This is a genomic window from Halomonas elongata DSM 2581, from assembly GCF_000196875.2.
GTDB lineage: Bacteria > Pseudomonadota > Gammaproteobacteria > Pseudomonadales > Halomonadaceae > Halomonas > Halomonas elongata.
Window position 1 is genome coordinate 1052845 of sequence record NC_014532.2, and the last position, 18054, is coordinate 1070898.

An 18054-nucleotide genomic window follows, 5' to 3' on the forward strand; every position below is an offset into this window, starting at 1 on the left:
CCAGCTCAAGAGCACTGATGGGGGAGGTATCAGGCTTCCCTCGAGTTGCCGGCCGTGGTTCGCCACGGCCGGCTTTTTTCGTTGCGAAGGCGGACAGGAATCAGCGATTCCCGGGGCGCGGTCTCAGAAGCTGCGCGCCGGCGTGGCGCAACTGACCAGGCGGCAGGGCGCCTTGCCGATGTTGCGGAAGCGGTGGGGCACATTGGTGTCGAAGTAGTAGGCCTCGCCGGCACCGAGCACGCGGGTCTCGGCGCCGATGGTGATCTCGATCTCGCCTTCCAGCACCACGCCGGCTTCCTCGCCCTGGTGGGCGATCATCTCACGGCCGGTATCGGCGCCCGGCGGATAGGTCTCGATCATGAAGCCCAGGGCGCGACTGGCGCGGGTGGCGCCCACCAGCTTGTAGACGACGTCGCCGGCGCCCACGTCGGCCAGTTCGTCGGCCGAGTAGAACACCTGATCGCGACTCTCCAGGTCCATGGTGAAGAAGTCGCCGACGCTCATCGGAATGGCGTCGAGGATCTTCTTCAGCGAGCTCACCGAAGGGCTGACCTTGCCCTGCTCGATCAGCGACAGGCTGGAGTGGGTCACGCCGCAGCGTTTCGCCAGCTCGCGCTGGGAAATGCCACGAAGGTTGCGCAGGGCGCGCAGTCGCGCGCCGACGTCATCTGCCATGGGGTCTTCCTCGGTCATCGCCTCAACAGAGGGCATCGAGCTTTTCCTTCAGCATGGTGTTGACCTGCTGTGGGTTGGCGGTGCCCCGGGAGGCCTTCATCACCTGTCCCACGAAATAACCGATCATCTTGCCGCGCTTGTCCGGTTCGGCGTCGCGATACTGGGCGACCTGGGCCGGGCTGTCCGCGATCACCTGGTCGATCATCGCTTCGATGGCGCCGGTATCGGTGACCTGCTTCAGGCCCTTGGCTTCGATGACAGCGTCGGCGGAGTCGCCCTCGCCATGCCACAGTGCCTGGAAGACCTGCTTGGCGGCCTTGCCGTTGATGGTGTCGTCCAATACCCGGACGATCAGTTCGCCGAGCCGGTCGGCGGAGACCGGGCTGTCGGTAATGGCCAGTCCCTCGCGGTTCAAGGCGCCGGAGAGCTCGCCCTGCACCCAGTTGGCGGCTTGCTTGGCATCGCCGCAGACGTCCTTGACGCGTTCGAAGTACTCGGCCATGGCGCGGCTCGCCGAGAGCACGCCGGCGTCGTAGGCCGACAGCCCGAACTCGTTCTCGAAGCGGGTGCGCTTGTCGGCCGGCAGTTCCGGCAGATTGTCGCGCAGGTGGTCGACGTAGGCCTGGTCGAGCACCACCGGCAGCAGGTCGGGGCAGGGGAAGTAACGATAGTCGTTGGCTTCCTCCTTGGTGCGCATGCTGCGGGTCTCGTCGGCCTCGGGATCGTACAGGCGTGTCTCCTGGACCACTTCGCCGCCGTCCTCGATCAGTTCGATCTGGCGCTCGACCTCGAACTCGATGGCGCGCTCGACGAAGCGGAAGGAGTTGACGTTCTTGATCTCGGCGCGGGTGCCGAAGGTCTCCTGCCCCTTGGGGCGTACCGAGACGTTGACGTCGCAGCGCATCGAGCCTTCGGCCATGTTGCCGTCCGAGATGCCCAGATAGGTCACGATCGAATGGATGGCCTTGAGGTAGGCGGCGGCTTCCTTGGCCGAGCGCATGTCGGGCTCGGAGACGATCTCCAGCAGCGGCGTGCCGGCGCGGTTGAGGTCGATGCCGGTCATGCCGTGGAAGTCCTCGTGGAGCGACTTGCCGGCATCCTCCTCGAGGTGGGCATGGTGGACCCGGATGCGCTTGGTGGCGCCGTCATCCAGGGTGATCTCCACTTCGCCGGGGCCGACGATGGGTTGATACATCTGGCTGGTCTGGTAGCCCTTGGGCAGGTCCGGATAGAAGTAGTTCTTGCGGTCGAAGACCGAGACCTCAGGGATCTCGGCATGGATGCCCAGGCCGAACTGCACGGCCATGGCCACCGCCTGCTCGTTGAGCACCGGCAGTACGCCGGGCAGGCCCAGGTCCACGGCGCAGGCCTGGCTGTTGGGCTCGGCGCCGAAGGCGGTGGAGGCGCCGGAGAAGATCTTCGAACGGGTGGCGAGCTGGACGTGAACCTCCAGGCCGATCACGGTTTCCCATTGCATCAGGCGGACTCCTCGGCGAAGGCGGGGCGGCGCAGGTGCCAGTCGGTGGCTTGCTGGAACTGATGAGCGACGTTGAGCAGCCGGGCCTCGGCAAAGTGGGTGCCGAGCACCTGCAGGCCGACGGGCCGATTGCCGGCGAAGCCTGCGGGCACGCTGATGCCGGGGATGCCGGCCAGGTTCACGGCGATGGTGTAGATGTCCTGCAGGTACATCGACACGGGATCCTTGTTGGCGCCCAGGTCGAAGGCGGGGGTCGGCGAGGCCGGTCCCATCAGCACGTCGACTTCATCGAAGGCGTCGAGGAAGTCCTGGCGAATCAGGCGCCGGACCTGCTGGGCCTTCTTGTAGTAGGCGTCGAAGAAGCCTTCGGAAAGCGTGTGGGTGCCGATCAGGATGCGTCGCTTGACCTCTTCGCCGAAACCTTCGGCGCGGCTGCGCTTGTAGAGATCGATCAGGTCGGCCGGATCCTCGCAGCGGTGGCCGAAGCGCACGCCGTCATAGCGCGAAAGGTTGGAGGAAGCCTCCGCCGGCGCGATGACGTAGTAGGCCGGGATGGCGTAGTGGGTGTGCGGCAGGCTGACGTCGCGCACCGTGGCGCCCAGCGTCTCGAAGACCTTGATCGCCTCGCGCACCGCGCTCTCGACCTCGGGGGACAGGCCGTCGCCGAAGTACTCGCGGGGCAGGCCGATCTTGAGGCCGGACAGCGGGGCGTCGAGGTCGGCGGTGTAGTCCGGCACTCCGCGCGCCACGCAGGTGGAGTCGCGGACGTCATGCCCGGCGACGGCGCCGAGCAGCTGGGCGCAATCGGCGGCGCTGCGGGCCAGGGGGCCGGCCTGATCGAGGCTGGAGGCATAGGCGATCATGCCGTAGCGCGATACCCGGCCGTAGGTGGGCTTGAGGCCGGTGATGCCGCAGAAGGCGGCGGGCTGGCGGATCGAGCCACCGGTGTCGGTGCCCATGGCGGCCGGTACCAGACCGGCAGCCACGGCGGCGGCGCTGCCGCCCGACGAACCGCCGGGCACGGCCTCGAGATCCCAGGGATTCTTCACTGGGCCATAGAAGCTGTTCTCGTTGGACGAGCCCATGGCGAACTCGTCCATGTTGGTCTTGCCGAGGCTAACGGTGCCGGCGGCGGTAAGCTTTTCCACGACGCCGGCATCGTAGGGCGCGGCGAAGTTGTCGAGCATGCGTGAGCCGCAGCTGGTCTTGACGCCCCGGGTACAGAAGATGTCCTTCAGTGCCAGCGGCAGGCCGTTCAGCGGGCCGGCCTCGCCCGCGGCACGGGCGGCATCGGCCCGGTCGGCGGCGGCCAGGGCCTGCTCGGCGGTCACGGTGATGAAGCTGTTGAGACGACCGTCCAGACGGTCGATGCGCCCGAGCAGATCCTGGGTCAGCTCGCGGCTGGAGAACTCGCCGGCACGCAAGCCGGCAGCGAGTTCGGTCAATGTCTTATCGTGCATGGGCCCTGGGCTCCGTGATGACATGGCGTTGACGGCGGTTCGGGGTCATTCGACGACCCGTGGCACCAGGTAGAGACCGTTTTCCACTGCCGGCGCGCAACGCTGGAAGTCGTCGCGCTGGTCGGTTTCGGTCACCTCGTCGGCGCGCAGGCGCTGGGTGGCATCCAGCGGGTGGGCCATGGGCGCGACGCCGTCGGTGTCCAGTGCCTGCAACTGATCGACCATTTCCAGGATGCGGCCGAGGTCGTCGAGGTAATGGGCGGCTTCGCCCTCGTCAAGGCCGAGACGGGCCAGATGGGCGGCCCTGAGAACGTCTGCGTGTTCGATCGCCATGATCGGGTGTCCTCGCGGGGGTGGAGAAAAGACTGCAAAGTTACCACATCCATGCCGGTGCTGGCAGGGGCGTGGCGTGTCGTCGACGCTCGGAGAGCTTGCCGCTTTCGGGGTGCAGTGATACCGTTTGCTCCCGCACAGGGCTTCCGGACTGCACTAGGTAACGAGTTCATGTTCAAACGTTTGAGGGGGTTGTTTTCCAGCGATCTGTCGATCGACCTGGGAACGGCCAATACACTGATTTATGTCCGCGGCCGCGGGATCGTGCTCGACGAACCCTCGGTCGTGGCGATTCGCCAGTCCGGCAGCATGCGCAGCGTCGCTGCGGTCGGTGCCGACGCCAAGCGCATGCTGGGGCGCACGCCAGGCAACATCACCGCCATTCGTCCGATGAAGGACGGCGTCATCGCCGACTTCACCGTCACCGAGCAGATGTTGCAGTATTTCATTCGCAAGGTGCACCAGAGCACTTTCCTGACGCCGAGTCCCCGGGTACTGGTCTGCGTTCCCTGCATGTCGACCCAGGTGGAGCGCCGTGCGATCAAGGAATCTGCCGAGGGGGCGGGTGCCCGCGAGGTGTTCCTGATCGAGGAGCCGATGGCCGCGGCCATCGGTGCCGGCCTGCCGGTCGAGGAAGCGCAGGGCTCGATGGTCGTCGATGTCGGCGGCGGGACCAGCGAAATCGCCATCATCTCGCTCAATGGCGTGGTCTACTCGGAATCCATTCGCATGGGTGGCGATCGCTTCGACGAGGCCATCACCGCCTATGTGCGTCGACACTACGGTAGCCTGATCGGCGAATCCACGGCCGAGCGCATCAAGGAAGAGATCGGTTGCGCCTATCCCGGTGGCGAGCTGCGCGAGATCGATGTGCGTGGCCGCAACCTGGCCGAGGGCATCCCGCGCAGTTTCACGCTCAATTCCCACGAGATCCTCGATGCCCTGCAGGAGACCTTGGGCTCCATCGTCGCGGCCGTGAAGAGCGCCCTGGAACAGTCGCCGCCCGAGCTGGCCTCGGACATTGCCGAACGCGGTCTGGTATTGACCGGCGGTGGTGCCTTGCTGCGTGATCTGGACAAGCTGATCGCCGAGGAAACCGGCCTGCCCGTCGTGGTTGCCGAGGATCCGCTGACCTGCGTCGCGCGCGGGGGCGGCAAGGCTCTGGAAATGATCGATCAGCGTACCTTCGAGCTGCTTTCCAGCGACTGACCGGGGGAGGTTCCCTATCAAGCCGCTGTTCTCGCACGGGTCGGTGCCGGGGTATCGCATGCTGGTATGTGCGATCCTCGCCATCGCCTTGATGTTCGTCGACTTGCGTTTCACACGCATGGAAACCGTGCGGGCTCAGTTGTCCACGCTGGTCGCGCCGGTACAGTGGGTGGTGAGCCTGCCCAGTGATGTCCTCAACTGGGGGGCGCTGGTGCTTTCCGAGCAGAGCACCCTGGTGGAAGAGAACCGCCGCCTGCGCGAGCAGATCCTGACGCTGTCACATCGCGTGCAGCGCATGGCCAGCCTGACCGCCGAGAACGTGCGCCTGCGCGAGTTGCTGTCGGCGAGCCAGGAACACGACATTCCCTTCATCACCGCCGAACTGCTTTCCCTGGATCCGGATCCCTTCACGCATCGCATGGTGATCGACCGCGGGCGTCGCGATGGTGTCTTCGTGGGCCAGCCGGTCATGGACGCCGCGGGCCTGGTGGGCCAGGTCACGGCGGTGTCGGCCTATTCGAGTCGCGTCCTGCTGGTGACGGATGCCAGTCATGCCTTGCCGATCCAGGTCAATCGCAATGGCCTGCGTTTCGTGCTTCAGGGCGCGGGGCGCGACCAGGGCCTCAATGTCCTGCACGTGCCCGATACCGCCGATATCCGCGAGGGTGATCTGTTGGTGACCTCGGGGCTGGCGGGGCGCTTCCCGCCGGGGTATCCGGTGGCCCGGGTGAACGAGGTGGTGCATGATCCCGGCGAGCCCTTTGCCCGGGTCGAGGCCGACCCGGTGGCGAAGCTGCAGCGCTCCCGGCACTTCCTGCTGCTGTTTCCGCCCGAGCCGCGTTCTCCCGAGGGTCGCGGCGGTTGGGTGGCATCGCTCGATCCGGCGGCCGTCGAGATGGCACGTCGAGTCGCCGGCGATGCGGTCGCAAGCGCCGAGGGGGAAGAGTAAATGGCACGCACTACGACATCCGCCAGCCTGCCGTGGATCTGGTTGACGATGCTGCTGGCACTCTGCCTGCAGGTGATGCCCCTGGCCGATGGCTGGCAGATCTGGCGCCCTGACTGGCTGGGTCTGATGCTGATCTACTGGTGCATGAAGGCCCCGGAGCGGGTCGGTGTCTTTCACGGCTTCGTGCTGGGCATCCTGCTCGACCTCATCGAGGGCGTGCCACTCGGCCAGAATGCCTTGCTGCTGTCGCTGCTGGCATTCCTCTGCGCGCTGGTCTATCCCCGTTTCCGCGCCTATTCGCTGTTGCAGCAGGCGGTATTGATCCTGGTCCTGCTGGGCACGATACAACTGGTCGAGCAATGGTTGCGCACCCTGCTGGGGCCGTTCTCCATCCATCTTTCGTTCCTGCTGCCCTCGGTGATCGGCGCGATCTTGTGGCCCTGGCTGACCACGCTTTTCCGGGCCTTTCGCCGACGCACCGCCAAGGGCTGATCGGAGGCGCCATGTCCACTTCCTCGCGTCCCTGCATCCGTCTTGCCTCGGCCTCGCCGCGCCGCCGTGAGCTGCTGGCCGGCATCGAGGTCAGTGTCGAGGTGCGGCCGATGGATATCGACGAGACGCCGCTCGAAGGCGAGTCGCCCGAAGCGTATGTCACGCGACTCGCCCGGGAGAAGGCTGCGGCGGGGCACCGCTCGGGCGGGTTGCCGACCCTGGGAGCGGATACGGCGGTGGTACGGGATGGCGAGATTCTCGGCAAGCCGGCGGATGCCGAGCAGGCCGCCGCCATGCTGGGTTCCCTGGCGGGGCGTACCCATGAGGTGATGACGGCCGTGGCGGTGTGTGGGCCGGCGGGCATGCTGACGCGCTGTGTGTGCAGCCGGGTGACCCTGCGCGAGATCGATGCAGCGGAGATCGAGGCCTACTGGCGCACCGGCGAGCCCGCCGACAAGGCGGGCGGATACGCCATCCAGGGGCGCGGCGCGGTGTTCGTGACGCATCTCGAGGGAAGCCACTCGGCAGTGGTGGGGCTGCCGCTTTGCGAGACCGCCGATCTGTTGTCCCGCCAGGGCGTGCCGCTCTGGAATCGCCCTGTGTCATAATGGCCTGAGCTTTTCTCGGGGTCTTTCGCCAGGGCGTTTCCCCCAGGACTTTTTTCCAGGACAAGGATTCCGCATGAGCGGTGAAGTACTCATCAACCTGACGCCGATGGAGACCCGCGTTGCCGTAGTGGAAAACGGTGTACTGCAGGAAGCCTTCATCGAGCGTGCCCGACGTCGCGGTATCGTCGGCAACATCTACAAGGGGCGGGTGGTACGGGTATTGCCCGGCATGCAGGCCGCCTTTGTCGATATCGGTCTCGATCGCGCTGCCTTCATTCATGCCCACGAGGTAATGCCGCCTGGCACGCCGGCCGACGAGCAGGTCTCGATTTCCCAGTTGCTCCAGGAAGGACAGTCGCTGGTGGTGCAGGTGACCAAGGATCCCATCGGCACCAAGGGTGCGCGCCTCACCACGCATCTCTCCGTGCCTTCCCGTTACCTGGTCTACATGCCGGACTCCCCGCACAACGGCGTTTCCCAGCGCATCGAGGACGATGGCGAGCGCGAGCGCCTGCGGGCCCAGGTCGGGGCGGCCTTGTCGGAGCAGACCCTCGAGGTTGGTGGAGGCTTCATCGTACGCACCGCCGCCGAGGGAGTGACCGACGAGGAACTCGCCGGCGACATGCATTTCCTGCTGCGCCTGTGGCGCAAGGTCAGCGAGCGACGCGTCACGGCCTCCGCGCCAAGTGTCATCTACGATGATCTGCCGCTGTTCATGCGGACCCTGCGCGATGTCATGCGCGATGACATCGAGAAGGTACGCATCGACTCCCGGGAAAATCATGTCAAGCTGCTCGAGTTCGCCGAGGAGTTCATGCCCGACGCCGTCGAGCGCATCGAACACTATGCCGGCGAACGGCCGATCTTCGACCTGTACAGCGTCGAGGACGAGATCCAGAAGGCGCTGGCCCGCAAGGTGCAGCTCAAGTCGGGGGGCTATCTGGTCATCGATCCCACCGAGGCGATGACCACCATCGACGTCAACACCGGCGGGTATGTCGGCCACCGCAACCTCGAAGAGACCATCTTCAAGACCAACCTCGAGGCGGCCACCGCCATCGCCCGCCAGCTGCGGCTGCGCAACCTGGGCGGCATCATCATCATCGACTTCATCGACATGGAAGACACCGAGCACCAGCGCCAGGTGCTCCGTGTGCTGGAGAAGGCCCTGGAGAGGGATCACGCCAAGACCAAGTGCACCGGCGTCACCGAGCTCGGCCTGGTGCAGCTGACTCGCAAGCGGACTCGCGAGAGCCTGGAGCAGACGTTGTGCGAACCCTGTCCCGCCTGCGAAGGGCGGGGCACCCTCAAGACGCCCGAGTCGGTGTGCTACGAGATCTTCCGCGAGATCCTGCGCGAGGAGCGGGCCTACAGCGCCGAGACCTATACCGTGCTGGCCGCTCAGTCGGTGGTGGACCGGCTGCTCGACGAGGAGTCGGCCGCGGTGGCGGATCTCGAAGAGTTCATCGGCAAGACCATTCGCTTCCAGGTGGAATCCCATTACTCCCAGGAGCAGTACGATATCGTACTGATGTAAGCCATGTCGTCGAGCCGCCTGGTCATTCGTTGGTCGTTGACGCTACTGGCCCTGGCCCTGACGCTGGTGGCGGTGTTGTTGATCGCCCTGCGGCTGCTGCTGGGGCAGGTCGATCGCCTGTCGCCCCAGCTTGAGTCGATGCTCGCCTCACGCTTTTCCGCCGAGGTGTCGCTGAACGAAGCGCGGGGCGGTGTGGACGGTCTCGATCCCTGGTTCGAGATCGCTGACCTGGACTTTCACTCCCGGAAAGGGCTGGGCAACGTGCCGTTGCTGGAGGTCGAGCAGGCGAAGCTGCGCCTGGATACCGCGGCCAGCCTGCGTCGTGGCATGCCGGTGCTCGAACGGTCGCGGCTCGAAGGCGTCACCCTGCATCTCTATCAGGACGAGGACCTGAGCTGGCAATGGCCGGCTCCGGCCGATGTGCCGCCGGAGTTGATGCCCCCCGGTGGGTTCGATCTGTCGCGCCTGGACTTCTGGATCGGCGTGCTGCTGCGTCAGCGGGCCTGGGCCGATGACATGCGCGTGGTGTTGCATGGTCGCAAGCGAGTGGCCGTGCTGCATGCGCCGCGCCTGTTGATGACCAGCGACAATGGGCGAGCCCACCTGGAAGGCGAGGTGCGCTTGCAGGGACAGCCGGGTAGTGCTTTCCAGGCGGTGATGGAATTGCGGCGCGATACCGGCAACGGCTTCGATGCCGACCTGCAGGCGGACATGCAGCTCGAAAGCCTGATCGGACTCTCGGCGTTGCTTGGCTTCGACGACATTCTGCGTTTCGACGATGCGAGCGGCGAGGCACGCTTGTGGGGCAACTGGCAGGATGGGCGGCTGGCCGACGTGCGCCTCGACGTGACATCACCGCGGCTGGCGTTGAATCGGGAGGTACCCGCGGGGGACGAGCGAGCCGGCATCATGCTCGACGACGTGAGCCTGCGAGGCCAGTGGCTGCGCGATGCCGAGGACGATGGCTGGGAAGCCTGGTTCGCCGGCGATGCGCGTAGCGTCGACTCCCCCTATGAAAATGCCTCCGGACCGCCGTTGCCACGCTTCTGGCATGCGCGAGGCGAGGGGGAAGACTGGTGGGCCACCGGCAGCGGTTTCGAACTCGGCGCCTTGTCTGCCTGGCGCGATCGGCTGCCGTTGCCCGAAGGCCTGGTGCGTACCGTGCGGGCGCTGTCGCCCCGTGGCCAGGTCGATGCCCTGGGCCTGGGGCATCGTGATGGCCAGTGGCAGGCGCGCGTCAGCGCCACGGATGTTTCGGTGTCGCCCTGGCAGGATGCGCCGGGAGGCGGGCCACTGGATATCTGGCTGGAAGCCGATGGCACCGAGGGCAAGGTGCGTTTCGTGGACAGCGGCGGAGCCGAGCTTTCCTTCCCCGACATCTTTGCCGCCCCCATGGCACTCGACAGTGCCAGCGGCGAGGTGGTGTGGTCCTATGCAGGCGCGCGCAGTTTCGTCAGCGGGCGCGACCTGGCGGTCGAATGGAACGGTGCCAGCGTCGAAGGTGCCTTCGGTTTGACCACCGGCGGGAACCAGCCCGGCGGTTTCGGTCTGCAACTGGATTTCCGCGATGTCGACGCCCTGAACCGACCCCTGACCGACTGGCTGCCCATGCCGGTGCTGCGCGAGGAGGTCGATGCCGAACTCGCCGACTGGCTGGCTGGTGGGTTGGCCGGCAAGGTGCCGAAAGGGGCGCTGAGTCTGCACGTGCCGATCACCGAGACACCCGAGGGAGCGGCCGGGACGGCGAACGACGAGAGCGACGCGTCGCTGCAGCTCGAGCTCGATATCGAGCAGGGACATCTGCCCTTCGATCCGCAATGGCCGGCGCTCGAGGACGTGCGCGGGCATCTGAGCGTGACCGAGGAAGCGGTCAGCGCCGAGGTCGAGCATGCCGAGAGCCTGGGCGTCCAGACGCAGGGGGCCAGCGTGGCGATGAAGGATGACAAGGTGCTGCGGGTGCGAGGGCCGCTTTCCGCCTCGGCGGCGGCGCTGTCACGTTATCTCGCCGCCGTGCCCGCCGACGGCATGGACATGGTCGCCGACTGGCGTGGCGAGGGCGAGGTGACAGGAAAGCTGGATCTCGCGGTGCCGCTGTCCGGCGCCGGGGCCCTGTCGCTCGACATCGAAGGGCAGGCATCGTTTGCGACCCTGACCCACGAGCCGACCTCGTTGACCTTCGAATCGCTCTCCGGGCCCCTTGCCTGGCGGCAGCGCGGTGAGGATGGCGGGCTGGAAGGCCAGTTGTCGGGGCGCCTGCTGGGCGGCCCCTTCGAGGCCGATATCGACACTGCTGGTGAGGGCATCGCCATGTCGGGCACTGCCTCCGCCAAGTCGCTGCTCGGCCTCGGCGCGCCCTCGGGAGCGGCGTCGTTGATCAGCGGCGAGACCCCCTGGAGAGGCCGGCTAGGGGTCGATGGGCCGCATCCGACCCTGACCCTGGACAGCGAGCTGCGCGGCCTGGGCATCGACTTGCCCGACCCGCTCGGCAAGGCGCCGGCCACGTCTCGCCCCCTGCATCTGGATATCGCGCTGGCCGACCGGACACGGCTGTCGGGCCGACTGGGCTCGAACCTCGGCCTGCGTTGGCAACAGGGGGCTCCCGGTCGAGGGCAGGTCTGGATCGGCCGCGATGCGCCGTCCGACTGGCCGGCCGAGCCCGGCTGGTCGGTGCAGGCCTATTTGCCCCGCCTGGCGCCGGCGGCCTGGGGGAGTGCCTTGTCGCCGCTGATTGACGGTGGCGGGAATGGCACCGCCGCCGATGTCGGCGTGTCGCGGGTGACCCTGGATACCGATTGTCTGAGCGTCGGCGAGCGCTGCCTGGGCTCGCTGATCGTCGATGGCGGCCCTCAGGCCGACGGCTGGCGGCTGGCCCTGGATGGCAGCCTGCTGTCGGGACGTCTCGAGTACCGGCCTCGCCGCCATGTGCCCCTGGACATCCGCCTCGATCGCCTGCGCCTGGATGACCTGGTGCCCGACGACAGTGTCGCCGCGACGTCGCAGGATTCCGGGCAGCTGTTCCAGGAGCTCGATGTGCCGCCGACCCCGATACCGATGCCGGACGGCATCGGCAAGGTGCCGGCCGGGCAGCTCAGCGTCGAGTCGTTGCACTGGCAGTCGAGCACTTTCGGGCCGTTCAGTGCCAACTGGCGGACATCCCCCGATCAGTTGGTCCTTGATCCCGTGTCGCTCAGCCTCGGCGAGATCAATGCCCGAGGCAATCTGACCTGGGAGGCCTCCGGCCCCGAGGCCAGCCTGACACGCTCGCGGCTCTCCCTGGAGGGGGGCGATGTCGGCACGGCACTGCGGGCCCTGGAGCAGCCGGTGGCAGTGACCAGCGCCGAGACGCAGGTTTCCAGCCAACTGGCCTGGCCCGGGGCTCCCTGGCAATTCGCCCTGTCGCGGTCCCGTGGCAATCTGGGTATCGAGCTGCGCGATGGGCGCTTCGTCAATCTCGATTCGCCCTCGGCCCGGCTGGTTGGACTGCTGAACGTGGACAACCTCCTGCGCCGCCTGCGGCTGGACTTCTCCGATGTCACCGGCCGTGGTACTGCCTTCGACCGTGTCAGAGGCAACGCAACCCTGTATGGTGGGGTACTGGAAACGCGCGGCCCGGTGACGATCGATGGCGCCGCCACCCATTTCACGCTGGAGGGCAGTGTCGACCTGGTGCGCCGGGAACTCGATCAGCGGCTCGGCGTCACAGTGCCCGTGAGCAACAACCTGCCCCTGGCGGCGGTGATCGCCGGCGCCCCGGTGGTAGGTGGTGCGCTATTCGTCGCCGACAAGATCTTCGGCGATGTCATCGACCGCGTGACCCGAATTCACTATCGCGTGCGGGGCCCATGGACCTCGCCGCACATCTCTCTGGAAAGTGCCGAATGACATCACAGACGTCTTCCATGCTCGATCAGGCCGGCGAGATACTGCTCGCGCCCGGTGGTCTCGATCTCGACACCCTGGATGCCGGGCTCGGCCAGGCCATGGGGCCTGGCATCGATTATGCCGATCTCTATTTCCAGCGCAGCTGGCATGAGGGCTGGTCGCTCGAGGACGGAGAAGTCAAGGAGGCCAGCTATAACATCGACGGTGGCGTCGGCGTGCGTGCCATGGCCGGCGAGAAGACGGGGTTTGCCTACTCCAACCAGATCACCGCCGATGCCCTGGCCGAGACCGGTCGTACGGCGTCGGGCATCGTCAGAAGCGGCAAGCGTCTGGCGACGGCGCCACGCATCCAGGTGGATGCCGAGGCGCGTTATGCCGGCGTCGATCCGTTGACCGGCCTGTCCGCCGAGGACAAGATCGCCATGCTCAAGCTGGCCGATCGCGTGGCCCGTGCGGCCGATCCGGCCGTGGAACAGGTCAGCGCCTCGCTGACCGGCGTTCACGAAGTGGTACTGGTGCGGGCCAGCGATGGCACCCAGGCGGTGGATATCCGTCCCCTGGTGCGCTTCAACGTCAGCGTCATCGTGGTGCGCAATGGACGCCGCGAGCGCGGTAGCGCCGGCGGCGGCGGGCGTTATCCCATGTCCCGGCTGCGCGACGACAATGTCGCCGAACGATTCGCCAAGGAGGCCGTGCGCCAGGCGCTGGTCAACCTGGAGGCGGTCGATGCGCCGGCCGGACAGATGCCGGTGGTCCTGGGAGCCGGTTGGCCGGGGATCCTGCTCCACGAGGCGGTGGGTCATGGTCTCGAGGGCGATTTCAATCGCAAGGGCAGCTCCGCCTTTGCCGGCCGCCTGGGCGAGCGCGTGGCCGCCCCCGGCGTTACCGTGGTCGACGACGCGACCCTGGCCGATCGTCGCGGCTCGATGAGCGTCGACGACGAAGGCACGCCGGGGCAGTGCACGACGCTGATCGAGGATGGCATCCTCACCGGCTACATGCAGGACAAGCTCAATGCGCGCCTGATGGGCATGGCGCCGACCGGCAACGCGCGTCGCGAGTCCTTCGCCCACCTGCCGATGCCGCGCATGACCAATACCTACATGCAGGCCGGCCAGGACGATCCCGCCGATATCATCGGCAGCGTCGATCGCGGGATCTACGCGGTGAGCTTCGGCGGCGGCCAGGTGGACATCACCTCCGGCAAGTTCGTGTTCTCGGCCAGCGAGGCCTACCTGATCGAGGGCGGTCGCATCACCGCGCCGGTGAAGGGCGCGACCCTGATCGGCAACGGTCCGGAAGCCATGGGCCGGGTGTCGATGATCGGCCACGACATGGAACTGGATACCGGTATCGGGGTCTGCGGCAAGGAAGGCCAGGGCGTACCGGTCGGGGTGGGCCAGCCCACTCTCAAGCTGGATGAGCTGACCGTCGGCGGGACGCAATCCTGACCTTCCGGGCTTCGCCCGGAGCTGTAAGCTATAAGCTTTAAGCTGTAACAAAAAACCTTGTTCCCGGAAGCTTCGGGGGGATTCTCTGGCCGGCTTACGGCTTACGGCTTACGGCTTACGGCTTACGGCTTATACTCCCGCGGTTTCGCGGATCAGCTTGAACAGCCGGCGGGCGTTGGTGGGGGGCTTGCCCTGGTCGCGTTCGCGACGGGCGTTGCGAATCAACTGGCGCAGGGCCTGGCGGTCGGTATCGGGGTAGGCCTCGATGAAGTCTGCAACGGCGTCGTCGCCTTCGTCGATCAGCCGGTCCCGCCATTTCTCGAGGCGGTGGAAGGCGTGGTCGCGTTGCAGTTGTTCGCGGTCGATTTCGTCGAACACCGCCTGGATGCCGTCGAGATCTTCGCGACGCATCAGCTTGCCGACGTATTGCATGTGACGCCGGCGAGCCTCCCGGGCGCGAATGCGGCCGGTTTCCTCGATGGCGGCCAAGAGCTCGTCGGAGAGGGGAAAGCGAGCCCGCTCGCTCTCGTTCATGGCGATGAGCCGCTCGCCGAGTGCCTGGAGGGCGTGCATCTCGCGCTTGAGCTGGGACTTGCTGGGCCGCTCGTCGGCCGGGAAGGAATCGTCCTGGGTCATGCCGTGTCCTGGGGTTATGAAACTTGGGTTGTCAACGTCGGGGCGTGCGCATCGGCCCAGTATACCAGCCCGTCGCCGTGGGCTGGACAACCACGCTATTGTGAAGTGCCGGCCCCGAGGGTCGGCCGAGTGAGGAGACAGATCGATGACACAGGCTTTCGATGCCGCCGATCAGCAGGCCCTGCTGGAAACCCGCGCCGAAGCGGCCCTGGCGTTGGCACGCCGATTGGGGGCCGATGCCTGCGAGGTGGGCGCCAGCGTCGATCAGGGCATCGGCGTCAGCGTGCGCGAGGGCGATGTGGAAACCGTGGAGCTGTCGCGGGACCAGGGCATCGCGGTGACCGTCTACGTGGGCCAGCGCAAGGGGAGTGCCTCGTCCTCCGACGCCAGCGAGGCCTCGGTGCGCGATGTGGTCGAGAAGGCGTTGGCCATTGCGCGCTATACCGGCGAGGATCCGGCCGCCGGCCTGGCGGATGCCGAGCTGATGGCCACTCGTTTCCCGGATCTCGACGTGCACCACCCCTGGCCGCTGTCCACCGAGGAGGCCATCGAGCTGGCCCTGACCTGCGAGAATGCCGGTCGGGGCGTCGAGGGAATCCGCAGTTCCGAGGGCGCCAGCCTGTCCAGCGGCGAGGGCGTTCATGTCTACGCCAACAGTCACGGTTTCCTGGGCGGGCAGCGCGGCAGCCGACACTCGCTGTCATGCCTGCTGATTGCCGAGGATGACGCGGGCATGCAGCGCGACTACGACTACACCACGGCGCGCGATCCGCGGGCTCTGCGCGATCCCGCCGCCGTGGGGGAAAGCGCGGCTCAGCGTACCCTGCAGCGTCTGGGAGCCGGGCGTCCGGCCACCGGCCGCATGCCGGTGTTGTTCGATCCTTCGCTGGCCTCAGGGCTGGTCGGACATCTGATGGGCGCCATTGCCGGCGGTGCCTTGTATCGCCAGTCTTCCTTCCTGTGCGAACGCCTGAACACCATGCTGTTCCCGGAGTGGTTCTCGTTGAGCGAGCGCCCGATGGAAGTCGGTGCCATGGCCAGTAGCCCTTTCGATGCCGACGGCGTCCAGACGCGTGACAATGTCTTCGTCGACCAGGGGCGCCTGGCCAGCTACCTGCTTTCCGCCTATAGCGCGCGTCGCCTGGGCATGTCGACCACCGGCAATGCCGGCGGTGCCCGCAACCTGCGCATCGCAGCACCCCTGGAGTCGCTCGAGACACTGCTGGCGCGGATGGATCGCGGTGTGCTGGTGACCGAGCTGATGGGGCAGGGCGTCAATGGCGTGACCGGGGATTATTCCCGCGGCGCCGCCGGTTTCTGGGTCGAGGACGGCCGGATCCAGCATCCCGTGGAAGAGTTCACCATCGCCGGCAATCTCGAGACGATGTTCCAGGGACTGATCGGCGTCGGCGACGACATCGATACCCGAGGCAGCATTCATACCGGCAGCTGGCTGATCGACGAAATGACCGTCGCGGGGGGATGAAGCCCGGCCCGGCTGCGCCGGGAGCTGTAAGCTATAACCGGGCTTCGCCCGGAGCTGTAAGCTTTAAGCTGTAAGAAAAAACAAAAAACCTTGTTTTCGGGAGTATTTTCTGGACGGCTTACGGCTGTCAGGCTTCTTCGTCGAACCGGGCGTTGAACAGTGCCTCGAGGGCGTCCAGAACCGCTTCGCTGTCGTCGCCTTCGGCTTCCAGCGTCAGTTCGGTGCCGCAGGGGGCGGCGAGCATCAGCAGTGACATGATGTTGGTGGCATCGGCCCGCTGGCCGCCGTGGCAGACGGTGACACTGGCGTTGTAGGGCTGGCAGCACTGTACCAGGCGGGTGGCGGCGCGGGCGTGCAGGCCGCGCTTGTTGATCAGGGTGAGCTTGCGACTCGGCACGGACTCAGGATTCCTTTTCGTGGTCGTGGTCGTCTTGTTCGAGGGCCGCTTCCGGGGGGAGGCGGCTGAGGTGGATGCCGAGTTCTCGGTGGCGCAGCCGAACGCCGGATTGCTGGCTGGCGAGATCGTGGGCAAGACGCTCGGCCAGGTAGACCGAACGATGTTGGCCGCCGGTACAGCCGACGGCCACGGTCAGATAGCTGCGCTGGCTGGCCTGGTAGCGGGGCAGCCAGCGTTCCACCCAGGCAAGGATGTCCTGACGCATCTCCTCGACCATCGGGTAGCTTTCGAGAAAGGCGATGACATTCTCGTCGCGTCCAGTGGCGTCGCGCAGCGAGGGATCCCAGTAGGGATTCGGCAGGCAGCGCGCGTCGAAGACGATATCGGCGTCGAGGGGCACGCCTCGCTTGAAGCCGAAGGATTCGATGGTCAGGGTCAGGGTTTCCTGGCCACGGTCGGCCAGTTGGTCGGCGATGCGGCCACGCAGTTCATGTACCGAGAGTCGCGAGGTGTCGATCACCAGGTCGGCGAGGTCGCGAATGTCCGCCAGGGAGGCTTCTTCCTGCTCGATGGCTTCGGCCAGCGTCATCCGGTTGTTGCGGGTCAGTGGATGACGTCGCCGGGTGGTCGAGTAGCGCTCGATCAGGATACGCGCGTCGGTGGTCAGGTAGACCACCTGACATTCGATGCCACGGTCGCGCAGCTCATGCAGCAGGGTCGGGAAGCGCTGCAGGGCATGCGGCAGGTTGCGGGCATCGATGCTGACGGCGATGCACTTGCGTGCCTGGCCATCACGCAACTCTTCGGCCAGCGAGCCGAGCAGCATGGCCGGAAGGTTGTCGATGGCGTAGAAGCCGAGATCCTCCAGGGCCTGCAGGGCGATCGACTTGCCCGAGCCTGAACGGCCACTGATGATCACGATCTGCATGGCGGTCTCCTGGTCGAAGGCTGGCCGGGCGAGGCCGCTGGGGTTGCGTCAGTTGGGCTCGGCCGATGCCTGTCGGCGAATCGCCTCGATGAGCCGTTCGTGCAGGGCCTGTTGGCTGTCTGCGCGACGCAGGGCGTTGCGCGTGTCGGCGTCGTTCATCACGGCGGCGACCTGGCCGAGCAGCGCCAGGTGGGCGTCGTCGGCCTGTTCGGGAACCAGCAGGACGAACACCAGGTCGACGGGGTCGCCGTCGACGGCATCGAAGTCGATCGGTTCGGCGAGCTTCAAGAAGCCGGCGATGGGGGCCTTGCAGTGAGGGTTGCGGGAATGGGGAATGGCGACCCCGTGCCCGATGCCCGTGCTGCCCAGGCGCTCCCGACCGATCAGACGGCTGAAGACCTCCTGGCTATCCAGGCTGGGTGTGTTCTGGGCGATGAAGGTGCTGAAGAATTCCAGCACGCGCTTCTTGCTCCCCCCGGGCACATCGAACAGGGTGCGCTCGGGGGGCAGTATGGTTTCCAGAGACATGACGGG

16 protein-coding genes are annotated in these 18054 nt (G+C 66.5%); 8 read left to right on the forward strand and 8 right to left on the reverse strand.

Going from position 1 to position 18054, the window contains the following annotated elements; translation table 11 throughout:
* Positions 1-123: 123 nt before the first annotated feature.
* From HELO_RS04905 to gatC, 4 genes are read right to left on the reverse strand one after another with little or no spacing between them, the layout of a single operon-like run.
* On the reverse strand, positions 124-675 hold the full coding sequence (locus HELO_RS04905; RefSeq protein ID WP_041602413.1) for a cupin domain-containing protein: 552 nt from the start codon (positions 673-675) through the stop codon (positions 124-126).
* 22 nt (positions 676-697) lie between these two features.
* Entirely contained in the window at positions 698-2152 is a 1455-nt protein-coding gene (gene gatB, locus HELO_RS04910) for an Asp-tRNA(Asn)/Glu-tRNA(Gln) amidotransferase subunit GatB (protein WP_013331663.1), read from the reverse strand.
* On the reverse strand, positions 2152-3612 hold the full coding sequence (gatA, locus tag HELO_RS04915) for an Asp-tRNA(Asn)/Glu-tRNA(Gln) amidotransferase subunit GatA (RefSeq protein WP_013331664.1): 1461 nt from the start codon (positions 3610-3612) through the stop codon (positions 2152-2154). The genes gatB and gatA overlap by 1 nt, the downstream gene beginning before the upstream one ends.
* 45 nt (positions 3613-3657) lie before the next feature.
* Entirely contained in the window at positions 3658-3945 is a 288-nt protein-coding gene (gene gatC / locus HELO_RS04920; RefSeq protein ID WP_013331665.1) for an Asp-tRNA(Asn)/Glu-tRNA(Gln) amidotransferase subunit GatC, read from the reverse strand.
* Between the two features lie 171 nt (positions 3946-4116).
* On the opposite strand from gatC, the gene HELO_RS04925 reads away from it, so the two are divergent.
* The 7 genes from HELO_RS04925 (at position 4117) to tldD (ending at position 14073) form a co-directional block, all read left to right on the forward strand.
* Positions 4117-5154 (forward strand): rod shape-determining protein, encoded by a 1038-nt coding sequence (locus HELO_RS04925; protein WP_013331666.1) that lies wholly within the window; start codon positions 4117-4119, stop codon positions 5152-5154.
* A gap of 58 nt (positions 5155-5212) precedes the next feature.
* A complete protein-coding gene (gene mreC / locus HELO_RS04930; protein WP_013331667.1) occupies positions 5213-6103 on the forward strand; it encodes a rod shape-determining protein MreC in 891 nt (296 codons plus the stop codon).
* Positions 6104-6595, forward strand: a complete 492-nt coding sequence (mreD, locus tag HELO_RS04935) for a rod shape-determining protein MreD (protein ID WP_013331668.1) — start codon at positions 6104-6106, stop codon at positions 6593-6595.
* An 11-nt stretch (positions 6596-6606) separates the two neighbouring features.
* Positions 6607-7203 (forward strand): Maf family protein, encoded by a 597-nt coding sequence (locus HELO_RS04940; protein ID WP_013331669.1) that lies wholly within the window; start codon positions 6607-6609, stop codon positions 7201-7203.
* 73 nt (positions 7204-7276) lie between these two features.
* Entirely contained in the window at positions 7277-8740 is a 1464-nt protein-coding gene (gene rng / locus HELO_RS04945) for a ribonuclease G (RefSeq protein WP_013331670.1), read from the forward strand.
* Positions 8741-8743: 3 nt separating this feature from the next.
* Entirely contained in the window at positions 8744-12622 is a 3879-nt protein-coding gene (locus HELO_RS04950) for a YhdP family protein (RefSeq protein WP_013331671.1), read from the forward strand.
* A complete protein-coding gene (gene tldD, locus HELO_RS04955) occupies positions 12619-14073 on the forward strand; it encodes a metalloprotease TldD (RefSeq protein ID WP_041601926.1) in 1455 nt (484 codons plus the stop codon). The genes HELO_RS04950 and tldD overlap by 4 nt, the downstream gene beginning before the upstream one ends.
* Before the next feature lie 129 nt (positions 14074-14202).
* Here tldD and yjgA read toward each other — a convergent pair whose 3' ends face one another.
* Positions 14203-14709, reverse strand: a complete 507-nt coding sequence (gene yjgA, locus HELO_RS04960; protein ID WP_013331673.1) for a ribosome biogenesis factor YjgA — start codon at positions 14707-14709, stop codon at positions 14203-14205.
* Between the two features lie 145 nt (positions 14710-14854).
* Between yjgA and pmbA the strand changes: the two genes are divergently transcribed.
* Positions 14855-16195: a metalloprotease PmbA gene (pmbA, locus tag HELO_RS04965; RefSeq protein WP_013331674.1), complete on the forward strand. Its 1341-nt coding sequence runs from the start codon at positions 14855-14857 to the stop codon at positions 16193-16195.
* A 127-nt stretch (positions 16196-16322) separates the two neighbouring features.
* Here pmbA and HELO_RS04970 read toward each other — a convergent pair whose 3' ends face one another.
* Genes HELO_RS04970 through HELO_RS04980 form a run of 3 tightly spaced genes read right to left on the reverse strand, consistent with a single transcriptional unit; the run spans position 16323 to position 18048 of the window.
* Positions 16323-16592 carry an HPr family phosphocarrier protein gene (locus HELO_RS04970; protein ID WP_013331675.1) on the reverse strand — a complete coding sequence of 90 codons (270 nt, stop codon included), beginning with the start codon at positions 16590-16592 and terminating at the stop codon, positions 16323-16325.
* A 4-nt stretch (positions 16593-16596) separates the two neighbouring features.
* The gene (gene rapZ / locus HELO_RS04975) at positions 16597-17520 is read right to left on the reverse strand and encodes an RNase adapter RapZ (RefSeq protein WP_013331676.1); all 924 of its coding nucleotides are present in this window, start codon (positions 17518-17520) and stop codon (positions 16597-16599) included.
* Positions 17521-17568: 48 nt separating this feature from the next.
* A complete protein-coding gene (locus tag HELO_RS04980; protein WP_013331677.1) occupies positions 17569-18048 on the reverse strand; it encodes a PTS sugar transporter subunit IIA in 480 nt (159 codons plus the stop codon).
* Positions 18049-18054 lie beyond the last annotated feature (6 nt).